This window comes from Kitasatospora sp. NPDC001132, assembly GCF_053598415.1.
Genome location: NZ_JBSFKF010000037.1, coordinates 61360 through 76877, shown reverse-complemented (window position 1 = coordinate 76877; position 15518 = coordinate 61360). Strand labels below are relative to the sequence as shown.

The window sequence follows — 15518 nt, the reverse complement described above, 5'->3', positions numbered from 1 at the left end:
CCGGCCGAGTTGCGGCAGGCGGCCCCACTGGCCCGGGGGACAGGGTTCCCGGTTGTCGCTCGGCCAGGCGGCCGCGGCCGTGGGAAAGGCGCACCCGCGGCCGCCGGGCGAACGGGCGGCCGCGGGTGCGTGAAAGCTCGGTGTGGTTCCGCCAGGGGGCGCGGCGCCCCGCCCGTCACCAGCTCCGGACCTGCCGGATGATCCGCCGCTTCAGCCGGACCGTCCGGCTGCCGTCGGGGAACAGCCTGAGCCGGTCGAGCTCCCAGTGCCCGTACTCGGCGTGCTCGGTGAGCAGTTGGCGCGCCGCGTTGCGCGTGGTGCCGCGCGGCATGCGCAGGGACTGGTACTCGTACTCCGGCTGCCGGACCGGCTTCCGTGGGATCAAGACGCTCCTCCTGGGGATCACCTGAAGGGCAAGCCTACGGCCTGCCCCGGACGGGCGGCCCGGGTGTTTCCGGCCGTCCTCCCACGGGGGAGCGGCGGCCCGAGGGGGTGCCACCCGGGCCCGTCGACTGACAGTGCATCAGTCCCGTTGCCGCTGCGGAGGGGATACCCCGATCCCGGCGCGCGAAGCGGCACCCGGACGGCCCCGGCGGACCCGCTGCGCGCCCTCCGCGCCCGCTTCGCGCCGGTGCCACGCGAAGACGAAAGGGCATGGATCGGACATCAGGGGGGAAGTTGCGGTGAAATCGCGGGTGTAGATGACAACCGCTGTGCGTACCGGCGTCGCGGGGAGATAGCGTCTGCACCATGTCTGATGCCGCGCAGCCCACCATTGCCGAGGTACGCGCCGCCGCTGAGGCGGTCAAGGCCGCCATCGACCGTCATCTGGAAGCGGTGTCAAGCCCCAACGCAGCCGATGATCCCGCCGTTTCCGCCGCCTACGAGCAGCTCGCGACGGCGGCCATCGCCTACGACCAGCTCCTGTACGAGGCCTACGACGAGGTCACGCCCTTCGAGATCCCGGGGGACGAGGGCCCGGGCGGGTACCACGGCCCCGAACAGCCCGAGGCGATCAGCGTGTTGATCCGCCGCGACTACCACGTCGTCGATCCCGAGCGGCTGCGTGCCCAGGCCGAGCGGCTGGACGAGTCGCTGACCCCGGGCGGGGCCGGCGCGGGCGGGGTGAACGCCGCGATCGGCGTGCTGTTCGGCGAGTACGAGCCCGACGAGATCGCCGCCCGCAGCGAGGAGTTCGGCCTGGAGGAGGCCGACTCGACGCTCTGGGTCGCGGCCGCCGAGCCGACCGAGCCGGGCGAGTGGCTGCCGGAACCCTTCGAGCACGCCGATCCGCAGCTGCTGATCTGCCGGTTCGACGTGAGCGAGGTCTACGACGACGAGGACCCGGACGACTGACGCCGTCCGGAAGACGGCCGACGGGCGGGCCCGGGATCACCGGGGCCCGCCCGTCGTGCGTTCGCGCCTCAGTACTCCGAGGCCGCGGTGTTCTCGGCGAGGACCGCCCGCAGCCGGGTGGTGCGCGGCTGCGCCTGGCGCTCGGCGACGGCCTGGGCGAGCGCCGGGCCCGCCGCGTGCACCACGGACAGGTGCCGCTCGCCGCGGCCGAAGGCGGTGTAGACCCACTGCCGGGTCAGGGCGGGGGCGGCGTCCTCCGGAAGCACCACCACCGCGCCCGGCCAGCGCCGGCCGAGGGCCTGGTGGACGGTCAGCGCCCAGCCGTGCCGCAGCCGGGCGGCCTCGGCGGGCGGGACGGTCCGGCGCGAGCCGTCGGCGTACTCCAGGTGCAGACCGGTGGCGTCGCCGTCCAGCACCCGGGCCGGGCGGGTGACGCCGGGGGTGGGGGAGTCGACCACCCGGTCGCCCGGGTCGAAGCCGCCGAACCGGCCGGGGCCGGGGTTGAGCCTGGCCTTGGCGGCGGCGTTCAGCGCGCGGGTGCCGGCCGGGCCGCCGTGGCCCGGGGTGAGCAGCACCACCTGCTCGACCGGGATGCCCAGCGCGCGCGGGATGGAGTCGGTGAGCAGCTGGACGGCCCGGTGGACGGCCTCGCCGGCGTCCTTGGCGGTCAGGATGACCACCTCCTTGTCCGGCGCCTCGACCGGCTGGAGCTCGCCGATGCCGACACCGGAGACCAACTCGCCGATCGGGCCGAAGTCCGGGGTGCGGGAGGCGACCGCCGGGCAGGCCTTGGCGGCCAGCAGGTCGGCGAAGAACCGCCCGGGGCCGGCCGACCAGAGCTGGCCCGGGTCGCCGCTGAGCACCAGCCGGGTGCCGTCGGCCAGCGACTCCAGGACGGTGGCGGCCAGTTCGACGTCCAGCAGCGGGGCGTCCAGCACGACCAGCAGGTCGAGGGCGAGCGTGCCGTCCGGGGCGCGGCCGGGGCCGGCGGCGCCGGAGAGCAGGTCGGCGAGGGTGACCACGGAGGCCCCACCGCCGGTGCCCGGGCCGGCGAGTGCGGCGAGCGAGTCCCGGCCCTGGTCGGTCCAGGTGGCGGCCCAGGCCCGCAGCCCGAGGCCGCGGGCGGCGGTGACCAGAGCGGCCGGCTCGGCGCGGGCCGCCTCGCCGCCGGTGTGCAGCACCAGGGCGTGCTCGGCGACGGCCCTGACCAGGGCGGTCGCGGAGGAGGACGGCGCGGCCTCGGCGGCGGCCGCCCAGGCGGTCGGGCCGGGGTCGACGCGGGTCTGCTCGGCGGGGGCGGCCGCTTCGCCGGCCCCGGCTCCGGTCTCGTCCTCGGCCCCGGTCTCGTTGGGGACCTCGGCCTCCTCGGAGTGCTCGGCCTCCTCGGAGTCCTCGGCCTCCTGCGGGTCCTCGCCCGGTACGAAGGTGGCCATCAGCTGGAGCAGCTTCTCGGCGAGGCTGTCCTCGGCCATCGCCAGCCCCTCCAGCGCGAGCAGCGTGCGGGTCGGCGCCTCGTCCTCGTCGCCGCCCGCCGCGTGCGCCTCGGCGCCGGTCAGCTCCTCCTGGAAGGGCAGCACCCGCCCGTCCGCGACGGCGGCCTGGATCGCGGTGGCCGGGTCGGGCATCCGGAGCCGGGTGAGCCCGGCCGCGACCTCGGGCAGTTCCAGGGCCGAGTGCCCGCGCAGCGCCGCCTGCTCCAGCAGCCACGGCACCAGCGCCCGGGCGCGGCGCTCGTCGCCCGGGGCGGCATCGGGGCCGAGCAGCTTCTGGGCGAAGCCGTCCGCGTGCTCGGGTCGGACGCCGGGCAGGCCCAGCACCGCCCACGGGTCGTCGCGCAGCCGCTCGGGGGCCTCCTCGCCGAGCGCGGCCACGGCGGCGGCCGCCAGCTCGGCCGGGGCGCCGCCGGCGGCCAGCACCTCGGCGGTGGCGCGCAGCGCGTCGCCGTGCTGCCGCTCGGGCACCGCGGCGGCGGGGGCGGCGGCCGCCGCAGGAGCCTGCGGTCCGGATGCGGCGGGCTCCGCCCCCGCGGGCCCCGAGGCCTGCGGCTCCGACGCCTGCGGCGTGGGGATCCGCGCGGCCGGGGCCGCGGCCCCGGGCCCCTGGGCGGCGATCTCCCGCATCCGCCGTGCCAGCTCGGCGACCTTCGCGGCCTTCTCCTCCGGGGTCAGCTGGGCCCCTTCGGTCACCTCCGGAGCGCCGTTCCCCGTGTCAGTCATCGTCGTCCGCTCCAAAGGTCACTCCACTGCAGGTTCTGCTCGACAACCCGGGCCTGGGTCACAGCTCGGTCCACCCCTGGTCCGGGTAGTGGTGCACCGGCGACGAGATGTCGTCCAGCGCGCCACGGATCTCATCCGGAAGCGTAAGCGCCTCCACCGACAGCGCCGCCTGCAGCTGGGCCACCGTCCGGGCCCCGACCAGGGCGCTCGCCACCCCGGGCCGGTCCCGGACCCAGGCCAGCGCGACCTCCAGCGGGGTGCTGGCGAGGCCGTCGGCGGCGGTGGCGAGGGCGTCCACGATCCGCCGCGAGCGCTCTCCGAGGTAGGGCTGGACGAACCCGGTCAGGTACGGCGAGGCGCCGCGCGAGTCCTGCGGGATGCCGTGCCGGTACTTGCCGGTGAGCACCCCGCGCCCGAGCGGCGAGCCGGCGAGCACCCCGACCCCGGCGTCCAGCGCGGCGGGCAGGGCCTCCCGCTCGATGCCGCGCTGGAGCAGCGAGTACTCCAGCTGCGCCCCGGCCAGCGGCACCCGTCCGTGGTGGGCGTGCTGCCAGGTGGCGGCCTTGGCGAGCTGCCAGCCGCTGAAGTCGCAGACCCCGACGTAGCGGGCGCGCCCGGAGGAGACGGCGATGTCGAGGGCGCTGAGCGTCTCCTCGACCGGGGTGGCCGGGTCGAAGGAGTGCACCTGCCACAGGTCGACGTGGTCGGTGCCGAGCCGGCGCAGCGAGGCGTCCAGGGCGGCGAGCAGGTGGCCGCGCGAGCCGTCGAAGCGGCGGGCGGACTCGGGGGCGCTGCCGGCCTTGGTGGCGATGACGAGTTCGGAGCGCGGGACCAGGTTGTCGGTGAGCCGGGAGATCAGGTACTCGGCGCCGCCGTCCGCGTACACGTCGGCGGTGTCGACCAGGTTGCCGCCGGCGTCGACGAACTCCTTGAGCTGCTCCGCGGCCTCCTGCTCGTCGGTGTCCCGGCCCCAGGTCATGGTGCCGAGGCCGAGCCGGGAGACCTGCAGGCCGGTACGGCCGAGGTGACGCTTTTCCATCGGACGGGCCCTTCACTGGCCGGTGGCCCCGCGAGCCCCGGCAGCCGTGTAAACGCGCAGGTGGGGGAGAGTGCTCCCCACCCCGGCTGAGCGTAGCGGCCGGTGCCCGGACAGGGGTGCAGACCCGCAGAACGATCACTGCGGCACGAACCCGCGCGACTGTGACCCAGACCACCCCTACCCGTCAGTAGCATGTCCGGCGCGGGCGCGGTTACCCTCGCCACAACCCCAACCCACTGGAAGGTGCGGCAGATGCGACTCGGGATCAACCTCGGCTACTGGGGACTCGGCATGGACGCCGACAACATCGCCGTGGCCCAGGAGGCGGACCGGCTCGGCTACTCCGTCTGCTGGGCGGCGGAGGCGTACGGCTCGGACGCCGCGACGGTGCTCAGCTTCGTCGCCGCGAAGACCGAGCGGATCGACGTCGGCTCGGCCATCTTCCAGATCCCGGCCCGTACCCCGGCGATGACCGCGATGACCGCCGCCACCCTGGACACCCTGTCCGGCGGCCGGTTCCGGCTCGGCCTCGGCGTCTCCGGCCCGCAGGTGTCCGAGGGCTGGTACGGCGTGAAGTTCGACAAGCCGCTCGCCCGCACCCGCGAGTACGTGGAGATCATCCGCAAGGCGATGTCCCGTGAGCGCCTGGTGCACGAGGGCGCCAACTGGACGCTGCCGCTGCCCGGCGGCCCCGGCAAGCCGATCAAGCTCACCGTGCACCCGGTGCGCGAGCACATCCCGCTGTACATCGCCGCGATCGGTCCGAAGAACCTGGAGCTGACCGGTGAGATCGCCGACGGCTGGCTCGGGATCTTCTTCTCGCCCGAGCACTCCGCGCTCTCGCTCGACCCGCTGACGGCGGGCCGCGCCCAGGCCGGGAAGACGCTGGAGGGCTTCGACCTCTGCCCGACGGTGAACCTCGCCGTCGGTGAGGACATCAAGGCCGGGGTCGACGGGCTGCGTTCCTACGCCGCGCTCTACATCGGTGGCATGGGCAGCAAGGAGAAGAACTTCTACAACCAGCTCGCCCGGCGGATGGGCTACGAGCAGGCCGCCGACGAGGTCCAGGAGAAGTACCTGGCCAGGGACTACGCGGGCGCCGCGGCCGCCGTCCCGCACGACCTGATCGACGCCACCTCGCTGGTCGGCGACACCGCCCGGATCGCCGACCGGATGCAGGCCTACGCCGACGCCGGCGTCACCACGCTCACCCTGGCCCCGTCCGGCTTCACCCTGGACGAGCGGATCCGGGCGCTGCGCACCGGCGTCGAGGCGCTGGAGCGGGCCGGCCTGGCCTGACCGGCCCGCCCGGTCGGGCCCGGTGGCCGGCGGTCGAGCGGCACTACAGCCAGTCGTGCCGCTTGAACACCCGGTGCAGCACCAGGCAGACCACCAGCATCAGCACCAGCACCGCCGGGTACCCCCAGACCCGGTGCAGCTCGGGCATGTGCTCGAAGTTCATCCCGTAGATGCCCGCGATCATCGTCGGTACGGCGGCCAGCGCCGCCCAGGCCGAGATCTTCCGCATGTCGTTGTTCTGCTGGACGCTGACCTGCGCCAGGTTGGCGTTCAGGATGTCGGACAGCAGCCGGTCCATGCTCTCCATCTGGTCGTTCACCCGGGCCACGTGGTCGGCGACGTCCCGCAGGTAGGGCGCGGTCTCGGGGCGGACGAAGCGGGCGCCGCGCTCCAGGGTCAGCATCGGCTCCACCAGCGGGCCGACGGCCCGGCGCGCGGACATCACCTGGCGCTTGTAGCCGTAGATCCGGCCGGCGGTGTCGCTGCCGACCCGGCCGGGGGAGAAGATGTCCGCCTCCAGCTCGTCCAGGTCGGACTGGAGCGCGGACGCCACGTCCACGTAGCCGTCCACGATGGTGTCGCAGACCTGGTGCAGCACCGAGCTGGGCCCGTAGCGCAGTTGCTCGGGGTCCTGTTCCAGGGCGGCCCGCAGGCCGCTGAGCGAGCCGTCCTCGCCGTGCCGGACGGTCATCACGAAGTCCGGGCCGAGGAAGACCATCACCTCGCCGACCGTGACGACGTGCCCGCCGGGGTGGTAGCCGAGGGTCTTCAGGGCGACGAACAGCGAGCCCTGGTAGGCCTCCACCTTGGGGCGCTGGTGGGCGCTGACGGCGTCCTCGACGGCCAGCGGGTGCAGCGTGAACTCCTTGCCGACGCGGCCGAGTTCCTCGGTGGTGGGCTCGAACAGGCCTATCCAGACGAAGCCGCCCGGACCGGCCGCGCGGGCGGCGGCGAGCGCGCCGGCGGGATCCTCGGGGGCCTCGATCCGGCGGCCGTCGTGGTAGGCGGCGCAGTGGACGATCATGGGGGCCATTGTCACCCGGGCGGGGCCGTCCGGCACGGATCCGGGGCAACCAGGGCCCGCCTCTTGGATCCTTGCCCGATCCGACGAAGTCCGAGAGACGGGCCCGAGGCCCACCGGGCGGGACGTCCGGAAGGGAGAGCGGGGCCCATCGCGGGGCCCGGAGGCCGTAGGCTGACCCCATGCCCACGCTGCTGCTCGTCCGTCACGGCCGCTCCACCGCGAACACCGCCGGAATCCTGGCCGGTTGGACGCCCGGCGTGGACCTCGACGACACCGGTCGGGCGCAGGCCGCCGCGCTCGCCGGCCGGCTCGCCGGCATCCCGCTGGTGCAGGCGGTCAGCAGCCCGTTGGAGCGCTGTCGGCAGACGCTGGAGCCGCTGCTGGCGGTCCGCCCCGAGCTGGGCCCGCCGACCGAGGACGAGCGGCTGGGGGAGTGCCACTACGGCGACTGGACCGGCCGGCCGCTGGCCGAGCTGGCCAAGGAGCCGCTCTGGCGCACGGTGCAGGACCACGCCGCGGCGGCCGCCTTCCCCGGCGGGGAGTCGCTGCGCGCGCTGAGCCACCGCACGGTGGACGCGGTGCGCGAGTGGAACCGGAAGATCGCCGCCGAGCACGGCGAGGACGCGGTCTGGGTCGCCTGCTCGCACGGGGACGTGATCAAGGCCGTGGTGGCCGACGCGCTCGGGCTGCACCTGGACCACTTCCAGCGGATCAGCGTCGAGCCCTGTTCGGTCACCGCGATCCGCTACACCCCCCAACGGCCCTTCGTACTGAGGATGGGCGACACCGGCGACCTCGCCTCGCTCGCCCCCAGGCCCCACCCGGCCGCCACCCCGGCCGGCGACGCGGTGGTGGGCGGCACCGTCTGAGCCGCGCCGCCGACGGGCCGCCCGGGGAGGCACCGTCCGGGCGGCACCGTCCGCTTCCCCGGGTGCCACCCCGCCCGCGGCCGTCGGCTCGGCTCCCCGGCCGGAGCCCGAAGGTCGTAGGGTGACTGATGAGTCCATCCGGCCGCGATCCCGCCCCCTGTGGAACCGCGCCGACCGACACGATCCGGAGCGAGAGCGTGCCCCGTCAGGTCTTCTTCTACGACCAGCCCGAGCGGTTCGTGGCCGGCACCGTCGGCCAGCCCGGTGCCCGGGCGTTCTACCTCCAGGCCAGCGCCCGGGGCCGGATCACCAGCGTGCTGCTGGAGAAGACCCAGGTCGCCGCGCTCGCCGAGCGCATCGAGGAGGTCCTGGACGAGGCGCTGCGGCGCAGCGGCGGCGACGCCGCCATCCCGGCCGCCGCCCCGAAGGACCTGCTCGACACCGCCCCGCTGGACCTCCCGCTGGAGCAGGAGTTCCGGGTCGGCACCATGGCCCTGGCCTGGGACAGCATGGATGCCTGCCTGGTGGTCGAGGCGCAGGCGCTGGTCGAGGAGGACGACGAGGAGGCCGCCGAGGCGGTCTTCACCGACGACGAGAACGGCCCGGACATGCTGCGGGTGCGGCTGTCCGGCGCGATGGCCAGGGTCTTCGCCAAGCGCGCGCTGGACCTGGTCGCGGCCGGCCGCAAGCCCTGCCCCTTCTGCAACCTTCCGCTCGACCCGGAGGGCCACCTGTGCCCGCGCGCGAACGGCTACCGGCGCTGAACACGGACACCCCGCCGCAGGCCGACCCGGCGGCCGCCGCCGCGCTGGCCGCCGACGTGCCCACCGCCCTCGCGCTGCTGCGCCAGGGCGAGCTGACCGTGCACGGCCGGCTCACCGACGCCTCCAACGCCGCGCTGTACTGCACGGTGGCGCACGGCTCGCTGAGCGCGCAGGCCGTCTACAAGCCGGTGGCCGGCGAGCGACCACTGTGGGACTTCCCCGACGGCACGCTGGCCGGGCGCGAGGTCGCCGCGTACGAGCTGTCGGCCGCGACCGGCTGGGCGCTGATCCCTCCCACCGTGCTGCGCGAGGGCCCGCACGGGGCCGGAATGGTGCAGCTGTGGGTCGAGCCGGACCCCGGGGCCGAGCCGCTGCTGGCGCTGCAGGACCCGCGCGGCCCGGAAACGGGCTGGCTGCCGATCGTCCGGGCCGAGGTCGAGGGCGGGCGGACGGCCCTGCTGGTGCACCACGACGACCGGCGGCTGCGCCGGCTCGCCGTCCTGGACGCGGTGCTCAACAACGCCGACCGCAAGGGCGGCCACCTGATCCCGGCCGCCGACGGCCGGGTGTACGGGATCGACCACGGCGTCACCTTCAACACCGAGGACAAGCTGCGCACCCTGCTCTGGGGTTGGGCCGGGGACCCACTGCCCGGCGAGGCGCTGGAGGTGCTGGCCCGCTTGGCCGAGCAGTTGGACGGTGCGCTCGCCGAGCGGCTCGCCCCGCACCTGACGGCGGCCGAACTGGACGCCACCCGGGCCCGGGTGGCCGAATTGCGCGGCTCCGGCCGGCACCCGCTGCCGCCGGAGGACTGGCCCGCGATCCCCTGGCCGCCGGTGTAGCGAGTGCGGCGGGTGTAGGCGGTGTAGCCGGTGCGGCCGGGGCGCCTGCGGGCCCGCCCTGACCGCACCGGTCCGGCCGCACCGGTCCGGGGTCGCGGCCCGCCCGGGCATTTTGCTCCCTACCGCCCTGACCCACCAGTGGTCTGGACCGGTTCTCGAAAACGGCGACAGATGGTCTGGACCTGCCCCCGGAACAGGTCGCACACTGCTCCGATGGATGTGCGACGGACCACCCCCACCCCCCGAACCACGCCGGACCTGCCGTTGCACCGGTTACAGGTCCCGCTGCCCCACCTGCTCCCCTTCGCCGTCGGCAGTTTCGACGCGATCGGCCCGCTCTCCCGGGCGGGATTCCCGCACCGGCACTCTTTCTACGAGATCGTCCACGTCACCGGCGGCCGCGGCGCCCACGTCCTGGACCTCGTCCACCGGCCGCTGGCGCCACCGCAGTTGTGCGTGATCACCCCCGGCCAGGTGCACTACTGGGCGGACACCGAGGAACTGGCCGGCCGGGTCGTCCTGTTCAACGAGGACTTCCTGCTCGGCCACCCCCAGGACCTCGCCGCCCTGCGGGCCCTGGCCACCCGCCCCGCCCTCGCGCTCGGCGAGCAGGCCGACGCGATCGACGCGCTGCTCACCGACATGGAGCACGAGTACCGGACCAGGGCGCCCGGCTACCAGGGGGTGCTGCGGGCCAGTCTGCACATCCTGATCGTCCGGGCGCTGCGCGCCTGCGCCCCGGCCGGCCGCCCGGCGCTGCCCAGCCGTCCGGCAGAAGTGGCGGCCGCCTTCACCCGGTTGATCGCCCGGCCGGGCGGGGTGCGGCACTCGGTGGCCTCCATCGCGCAGGAACTCGGCGTCTCCCCGGGGCACTTGCAGACCCTGGTGAAGCAGGCCACCGGCCGCACCCCCGGCGGGCTGATCCGCCACCAGCAGACCCTGGAGGCCAAACGACTACTCGCCTGCACGGACTTGACGATCCGCCAGGTCGCCAAGGAGGCGGGCTTCGTCGATCCGGCGTACTTCTGCCGGTTCTTCCGCCGGGAGACCGGGATGACGCCGGGGGAGTTCCGGGCCGGGGTCGACGGAAATCACCACGATCCCCGGATCATGTCCATCGCGGTCGCGCCGGACGGCCCGTAACTTTGCTGCTGGCCACCGGTGGCCGGTCCGGCGCGCGCGGACGGGCGGCCGGTCCGGCCCTTGTCATGCCCCCCACCATGGCAAGGGCCGCCCCCACCCCCCGCCTCACGAGAAGGAGACGGCGCATGCCCACGCCCGACGGCATGATCAGCCGCAAGACCGTCCTGAAGGCCGCCGCCGCGCTCGGGGCAGCCCCGCTGCTGGTCGGCGGCGGAGTGGCCCTGGCCCGGGACCAGATCCACGGCGGCGAACCGCTCGGCCTCACCCCCGAGTGCCACGACGGTGACGCCCCCACCGTCGAGCAGATCGAGGGTCCCTACTTCAAGCCCAACTCCCCGCTACGCAGCTCGATGGTCAGCGACGGGCCCGGCACCCACCTGGTCGTCAGCGGCTACGTCTTCGGTCGCGCCTGCCGGCCCGTCTCGGGGGTGCTGCTGGACTTCTGGCAGGCCGACAACGGCGGCAACTACGACAACGTCACCTACACCTTCCGCGGTCACCAGTTCACCGACGCCAACGGCGCGTACCGGCTGGACACCATCGTGCCCGGCCTCTACCCGGGCCGCACCCGGCACCTGCACGTCAAGCTCCAGGCCCCCGGCCGCTCGATCGTCACCACCCAGCTGTACTTCCCGGGCGAGCCGCGCAACAGCACGGACAGCATCTACGACCCCCGGCTGCTGATGAACGTCCGCCAGAACGGCCAGACCCGCGAGGCGAGCTTCGACTTCGTGCTGGACGTCCCGCAGACCCCCGGCACGCCGAGCCCCACGCCCACCCCGACCGGCGGGCCCAGCACACCGCCGCCGAGGGGGACCTGGGCAGCGGGCACCTCGTACCAAGCGGGCGACCGCGTCACCTACTCCGGCGTCTCCTACACCTGCCTCCAGGCGCACACCGCCATGGTGGGCTGGGAGCCGCCGAACGTGCCGGCCCTCTGGCAGCGGTCGTAGCGGCTCCGACCGCGTCCCCCGGGGCGCCGGGCGCCCGGTCGGCGGCAGGGCCGACCGGGCGCTCACCCGTGCCCGGCGCCGTGTCCCGTACGGCACGGCGGGGCCGGTACGGCACGGGCGTCACGCCCGCCGGTTCCGTGCAATACCAGTCGGGAAACAGTCGGGCAATGCCGAGAAGCGAATCCAGTCGATCTTTCGTACTGGTTAGGCTTTCAAATGTTCGCAAGGTTAAAGTTGTTTCCATGCATGCCTGGCCCGCCTCCGAGGTTCCCGCCCTGCCTGGTCAGGGGCTCCCCCTCCGTATCCACGACACCGCAGCGGGCACGGTCCGCGAGGTGGTGCCGCAGGACGGCACCGCCCGGATCTACGTCTGCGGCATCACGCCCTACGACGCGACCCACATGGGCCACGCCGCCACCTACAACGCGTTCGACCTGGTGCAGCGCGTCTGGAAGGACGCCGGCCACGACGTCCTGTACATCCAGAACGTCACCGACGTCGACGACCCGCTGCTCGCCCGCGCGGTCGAGACCGGCCAGGACTGGACGGCCCTGGCCGAGCGCGAGACGGCCCTGTTCCGCGAGGACATGACCGCGCTGCGGATGCTCCCGCCGGCCCACTACATCGGCGCCGTCGAGTCGATCCCGTGGATCGTCCCGATCGTCCAGAAGCTGCTGGCCTCCGGTGCCGCCTACAAGGTGGACGGCGACATCTACTTCTCGGTCGACGCCGACCCGCGCTTCGGCGAGGTCTCCGGCCTCACCCGCGAGGCCATGCGCCCGGTCTTCGCCGAGCGCGGCGGCGACCCGGAGCGCCCCGGCAAGCGCAACCCGCTGGACGCCCTGCTCTGGCTGGCCGCCCGCCCGGGCGAGCCCGCCTGGGACACCGAGCTCGGCCACGGCCGCCCCGGCTGGCACATCGAGTGCGTCGCCATCGCGCTGCAGTACCTCGGCATGTCCTTCGACATCCAGGGCGGCGGCAGCGACCTCTCCTTCCCGCACCACGAGATGGGCGCCGCGCACGCCCAGGTCGCCACCGGCACCCACCCGTACGCCAAGGCGTACGTGCACGCCGGCATGGTCGCCCTGGACGGCCACAAGATGTCCAAGTCCCGCGGCAACCTGGTCTTCGTCTCGGCGCTGCGCCGCGAGGGCGTCGACCCGGCGGCGATCCGCCTGGCGCTGCTCTCGCACCACTACCGCGCGGACTGGGAGTGGACCAAGAGCACCCTGGACGAGGCCGTCGAGCGTCTCGCCCGCTGGCGCGCAGCGGTCTCCCGCCCGGACGGCCCGTCGGCCGAGCGGCTGCTCGCCGAGGTGCGCGAGGCGCTCGCGAACGACCTGGACACGCCCGCCGCGCTGGCCGCGGTCGACCGCTGGGCGGCCGGCCAGGAGGCCGAGGGCGGCACCGACACCGGCGCTCCCGGCCTGGTGACCCGCACGGTGGACGCCCTGCTCGGCGTCGCGCTGTAACCCGCACCCGCACCACACGCCGAAGGGGCGTCAGGACTGGTCCTGACGCCCCTTCGGCCGTACGGAGGTCACTCCTCCTCGGCGCCGTCCTGGCTCTCCCGGGCGCCGCCGCCCGGCGTCTCGGGATCGGCCGGCCGCTCCGCCGTGGCGTGCCCGGCCACCGGCTTCTCGCCCGTCGGCCCGACGTTCTCCCGGCGGCGCAGGTAGCGCTCGAACTCGCGGGCGATGGCGTCGCCGGAGGCCTCCGGCAGCTCCGCGGTGTCCTGCGCCTCCTCCAGCTGCTGGACGTACTCGGCCACCTCGCTGTCCTCGGCGGCCAGCTGGTCCACGCCGATCTGCCAGGCCCTGGCGTCCTCGCCGAGCTCGCCCGGCGGGATGCGCAGGTCCAGCAGGTCCTCCAGCTTGTTGATCAGGGCCAGCGTGGCCTTGGGGTTCGGCGGCTGCGAGACGTAGTGCGGCACCGCCGCCCAGAGCGTCACGGCCGGCACCCCGGCGTGGGTGCAGGCCTCCTGGAGCACCCCGACGATGCCGGTCGGGCCCTCGTAGCGGCTCTCCTCCAGGTCCAGTCGGCGGGCCAGCTCGGGGTCGGAGGTGACGCCGCTGACCGGCACCGGACGGCTGTGCGGGGTGTCGCCGAGCAGCGCGCCCAGGATCACCACCAGCTCGACGCCCAGCTCGTGCGCGAAGCCCAGCAGCTCGTTGCAGAACGAGCGCCAGCGCATGCTCGGCTCGATGCCGCGGACCAGCACGATGTCCCTGGTGGTCGGTTCCGTCACCCGGATCACCGAGAGCCTGGTGGTCGGCCAGGTGATCCGGCGGATGCCGCCGTCCAGCCAGACCGTGGGCCGGTTGACCTGGAAGTCGTAGTAGTCCTCCGCGTCCAGGGCGGCGAACACCTTGCCGCCCCAGGTCTCGTCCAGGTGCGCCAAGGCCGCGGACGCGGCGTCGCCCGCGTCGTTCCAGCCCTCGAACGCGCAGACCATCACCGGGTCGATCAACTCGGGAACATCTTCCAGCTCGATCACCCAGCGTCTCCCTCCGGTCGGCGGTCGGACCTGCGCCGCCCCGGCTGGCCTGCCGGGGCGCCGACGGGCCGGCTGCCGACTGTCGAACCTCTCGTCTCCCATGGAACGCCTCGCCCCATGGTCCCTACCTGCCCAGCCTACGGGCTTTGATGCGCACCACGGCCGGGCACCGGGACAGTCTGGGGGAGCGGACCGCCGCGATCCACCGGATATCGACGGGCTCCTGGCTGACGGTCCGTCAGGTGTCCGGCGGGAGCGAAGGGTGTTCGATCGGCGACGCGGCGTGACGGTCGCCCGACCGCACGGTCCGCCGGGCCGGTGCTACCCGCCCTGCCCCGCCGTCGCCCAGCCCTCGCGGTACGCCGCCCAGTGCTCGGGCAGCGCGGCGAAGTCCACGTACAGCGCGACGCCGAAGTCGGCCCGCCGCCGGTCCTCCCGGCCCAGGCCGAGCCGGACGCCTCGGACGGCGGCCCGGACGGTCTCGGCGTCACCCCGGTGGCCCCACTTGTCGTCCCAGTAGAACGGCAGGCCCATCAGCAGGTCCACGCCGGCCGGGGTCGACCGCAGGGCGAGCTCGGTCTGCCGGGCCACGTAGCCGCCGTACAGCGGCTCGGTGGGCATCGAGGTGTCGTAGCTCATCACCGCGATCTGGTCGACCCGGCGGGCGGTCTCGGTGAAGTACGCCCGGTCCCACCACTTGCCGTGGCCGGTGAGCAGGATGCCGGCCGTGTGCAGGCCGGGGACGGGGTCGATCTGCGGGGCCGCCACCGACAGCTTGGCGCCGCGGGCCGCGGTGACCGGGCGGACCCGGTCGAGCAGCGCCAGCCAGCCCGCCGAACCGGGGCGGATCGGCTCCATGTCGAAGTGCACGCCGTCGAAGCCGAGGTCCAGCACCTGGCGGGCGGAGGCGGTGACCCGGTCGCGGGTGGGGCCGTCCTCCAGGTCCAGGGCGTCCTTCTCCGGCTTGACCTCGTCGCCCAGCCAGCTCTGCACCCGGATGCCGGGCAGCTCCCGGTGCACGGTGTCGGTGAACCAGCGGGCCCGGGGGTGGGCGGAGGGCGGCAGCGAGCCGTCGTGCTCCAGCGGGCCGGTGTGCACGTAGAGGTCCCGGACGCCGGTGCCGGCCAGCTGCCGGCCCAGCTCGGCCACGTCCGCCTCGGTCCTGCGGCCGTCCACCCAGGCGTGGCCGAGCCAGAGCGCGTCCCGGCCCCGGGTGCGGGCGTCGGCGGCGGGCGTGCCGGTGTAGTGCAGCCGGAACATCACGAACACCGATCCCAGCGCGGCGGCCGGCACGGCCGCCACCAGGGCCAGCACCAGCAGTGCCCGCCGCCACCGGGACCAGGCCCGCCAGCGGTCGCGCAGCGCGCGGAACGGGGCCGTCAGGCCCCGGCCGGCACGCCGCGCGGAGGTCCGGAATCCGGCCACGCGCTCTCTCCCCCTTGCGCTCGAGCGCTCAGGATACGGAATGGCCCGGCGGGCCGAGCCGTGGGCCGGATACCCTGGCCAGGTGCGTGCC

Annotated in this window: 14 protein-coding genes; 8 read left to right on the top strand and 6 right to left on the bottom strand. The window is 74.5% G+C overall.

Annotated elements, in window-relative coordinates:
• Positions 1-175 precede the first annotated feature (175 nt).
• Positions 176-382, bottom strand: a complete 207-nt coding sequence (locus ACWDBE_RS33575) for a DUF5703 family protein (RefSeq protein WP_360261758.1) — start codon at positions 380-382, stop codon at positions 176-178.
• 368 nt (positions 383-750) lie between these two features.
• Here ACWDBE_RS33575 and ACWDBE_RS33570 point away from each other — a divergent pair, with 368 nt between their 5' ends.
• Complete coding sequence (locus tag ACWDBE_RS33570) at positions 751-1356, top strand: hypothetical protein (protein WP_449791861.1); 606 nt, start codon at positions 751-753, stop codon at positions 1354-1356.
• Positions 1357-1424: 68 nt separating this feature from the next.
• Here ACWDBE_RS33570 and ACWDBE_RS33565 read toward each other — a convergent pair whose 3' ends face one another.
• Positions 1425-3572, bottom strand: a complete 2148-nt coding sequence (locus ACWDBE_RS33565) for a helix-hairpin-helix domain-containing protein (RefSeq protein ID WP_449809782.1) — start codon at positions 3570-3572, stop codon at positions 1425-1427.
• A 58-nt stretch (positions 3573-3630) separates the two neighbouring features.
• A complete protein-coding gene (locus ACWDBE_RS33560) occupies positions 3631-4611 on the bottom strand; it encodes an aldo/keto reductase (protein ID WP_449791859.1) in 981 nt (326 codons plus the stop codon).
• A gap of 252 nt (positions 4612-4863) precedes the next feature.
• Between ACWDBE_RS33560 and ACWDBE_RS33555 the strand changes: the two genes are divergently transcribed.
• The gene (locus tag ACWDBE_RS33555; RefSeq protein WP_449809781.1) at positions 4864-5910 is read left to right on the top strand and encodes an LLM class F420-dependent oxidoreductase; all 1047 of its coding nucleotides are present in this window, start codon (positions 4864-4866) and stop codon (positions 5908-5910) included.
• Positions 5911-5953: 43 nt separating this feature from the next.
• Here the strand turns inward: ACWDBE_RS33555 and ACWDBE_RS33550 are convergent, their stop codons facing one another.
• Complete coding sequence (locus ACWDBE_RS33550) at positions 5954-6934, bottom strand: magnesium and cobalt transport protein CorA (protein WP_449809780.1); 981 nt, start codon at positions 6932-6934, stop codon at positions 5954-5956.
• Positions 6935-7113: 179 nt separating this feature from the next.
• Here ACWDBE_RS33550 and ACWDBE_RS33545 point away from each other — a divergent pair, with 179 nt between their 5' ends.
• The 6 genes from ACWDBE_RS33545 (at position 7114) to mshC (ending at position 12977) form a co-directional block, all read left to right on the top strand.
• Complete coding sequence (locus ACWDBE_RS33545) at positions 7114-7803, top strand: MSMEG_4193 family putative phosphomutase (protein WP_449809779.1); 690 nt, start codon at positions 7114-7116, stop codon at positions 7801-7803.
• Between the two features lie 197 nt (positions 7804-8000).
• Entirely contained in the window at positions 8001-8567 is a 567-nt protein-coding gene (locus ACWDBE_RS33540) for a DUF3090 domain-containing protein (RefSeq protein ID WP_449791855.1), read from the top strand.
• Positions 8568-8611: 44 nt separating this feature from the next.
• On the top strand, positions 8612-9409 hold the full coding sequence (locus ACWDBE_RS33535; RefSeq protein ID WP_449791866.1) for an SCO1664 family protein: 798 nt from the start codon (positions 8612-8614) through the stop codon (positions 9407-9409).
• A gap of 213 nt (positions 9410-9622) precedes the next feature.
• Positions 9623-10552, top strand: a complete 930-nt coding sequence (locus tag ACWDBE_RS33530; protein ID WP_449791854.1) for an AraC family transcriptional regulator — start codon at positions 9623-9625, stop codon at positions 10550-10552.
• Between the two features lie 125 nt (positions 10553-10677).
• Positions 10678-11505 carry a dioxygenase family protein gene (locus tag ACWDBE_RS33525; RefSeq protein ID WP_449809778.1) on the top strand — a complete coding sequence of 276 codons (828 nt, stop codon included), beginning with the start codon at positions 10678-10680 and terminating at the stop codon, positions 11503-11505.
• Positions 11506-11747: 242 nt separating this feature from the next.
• A complete protein-coding gene (mshC, locus tag ACWDBE_RS33520; protein ID WP_402404794.1) occupies positions 11748-12977 on the top strand; it encodes a cysteine--1-D-myo-inosityl 2-amino-2-deoxy-alpha-D-glucopyranoside ligase in 1230 nt (409 codons plus the stop codon).
• Positions 12978-13045: 68 nt separating this feature from the next.
• Here mshC and ACWDBE_RS33515 read toward each other — a convergent pair whose 3' ends face one another.
• Positions 13046-14002, bottom strand: coding sequence for a PAC2 family protein (locus ACWDBE_RS33515; protein ID WP_449791852.1), 957 nt, complete (start codon positions 14000-14002; stop codon positions 13046-13048).
• Between the two features lie 321 nt (positions 14003-14323).
• A complete protein-coding gene (locus ACWDBE_RS33510; RefSeq protein ID WP_449809777.1) occupies positions 14324-15427 on the bottom strand; it encodes a glycoside hydrolase family 18 protein in 1104 nt (367 codons plus the stop codon).
• Between the last annotated feature and the right edge of the window lie 91 nt (positions 15428-15518).

Coding starts and splice junctions, on each gene's coding strand:
- ACWDBE_RS33530 (WP_449791854.1), top strand. CDS start 9,623: ATGGATGTGCGACGGACCACCCCCACCCCCCGAACCACGCCGGACCTG.
- ACWDBE_RS33555 (WP_449809781.1), top strand. CDS start 4,864: ATGCGACTCGGGATCAACCTCGGCTACTGGGGACTCGGCATGGACGCC.
- ACWDBE_RS33560 (WP_449791859.1), bottom strand. CDS start 4,611: ATGGAAAAGCGTCACCTCGGCCGTACCGGCCTGCAGGTCTCCCGGCTC.
- mshC (WP_402404794.1), top strand. CDS start 11,748: ATGCATGCCTGGCCCGCCTCCGAGGTTCCCGCCCTGCCTGGTCAGGGG.
- ACWDBE_RS33570 (WP_449791861.1), top strand. CDS start 751: ATGTCTGATGCCGCGCAGCCCACCATTGCCGAGGTACGCGCCGCCGCT.
- ACWDBE_RS33545 (WP_449809779.1), top strand. CDS start 7,114: ATGCCCACGCTGCTGCTCGTCCGTCACGGCCGCTCCACCGCGAACACC.
- ACWDBE_RS33565 (WP_449809782.1), bottom strand. CDS start 3,572: ATGACTGACACGGGGAACGGCGCTCCGGAGGTGACCGAAGGGGCCCAG.
- ACWDBE_RS33525 (WP_449809778.1), top strand. CDS start 10,678: ATGCCCACGCCCGACGGCATGATCAGCCGCAAGACCGTCCTGAAGGCC.
- ACWDBE_RS33550 (WP_449809780.1), bottom strand. CDS start 6,934: ATGATCGTCCACTGCGCCGCCTACCACGACGGCCGCCGGATCGAGGCC.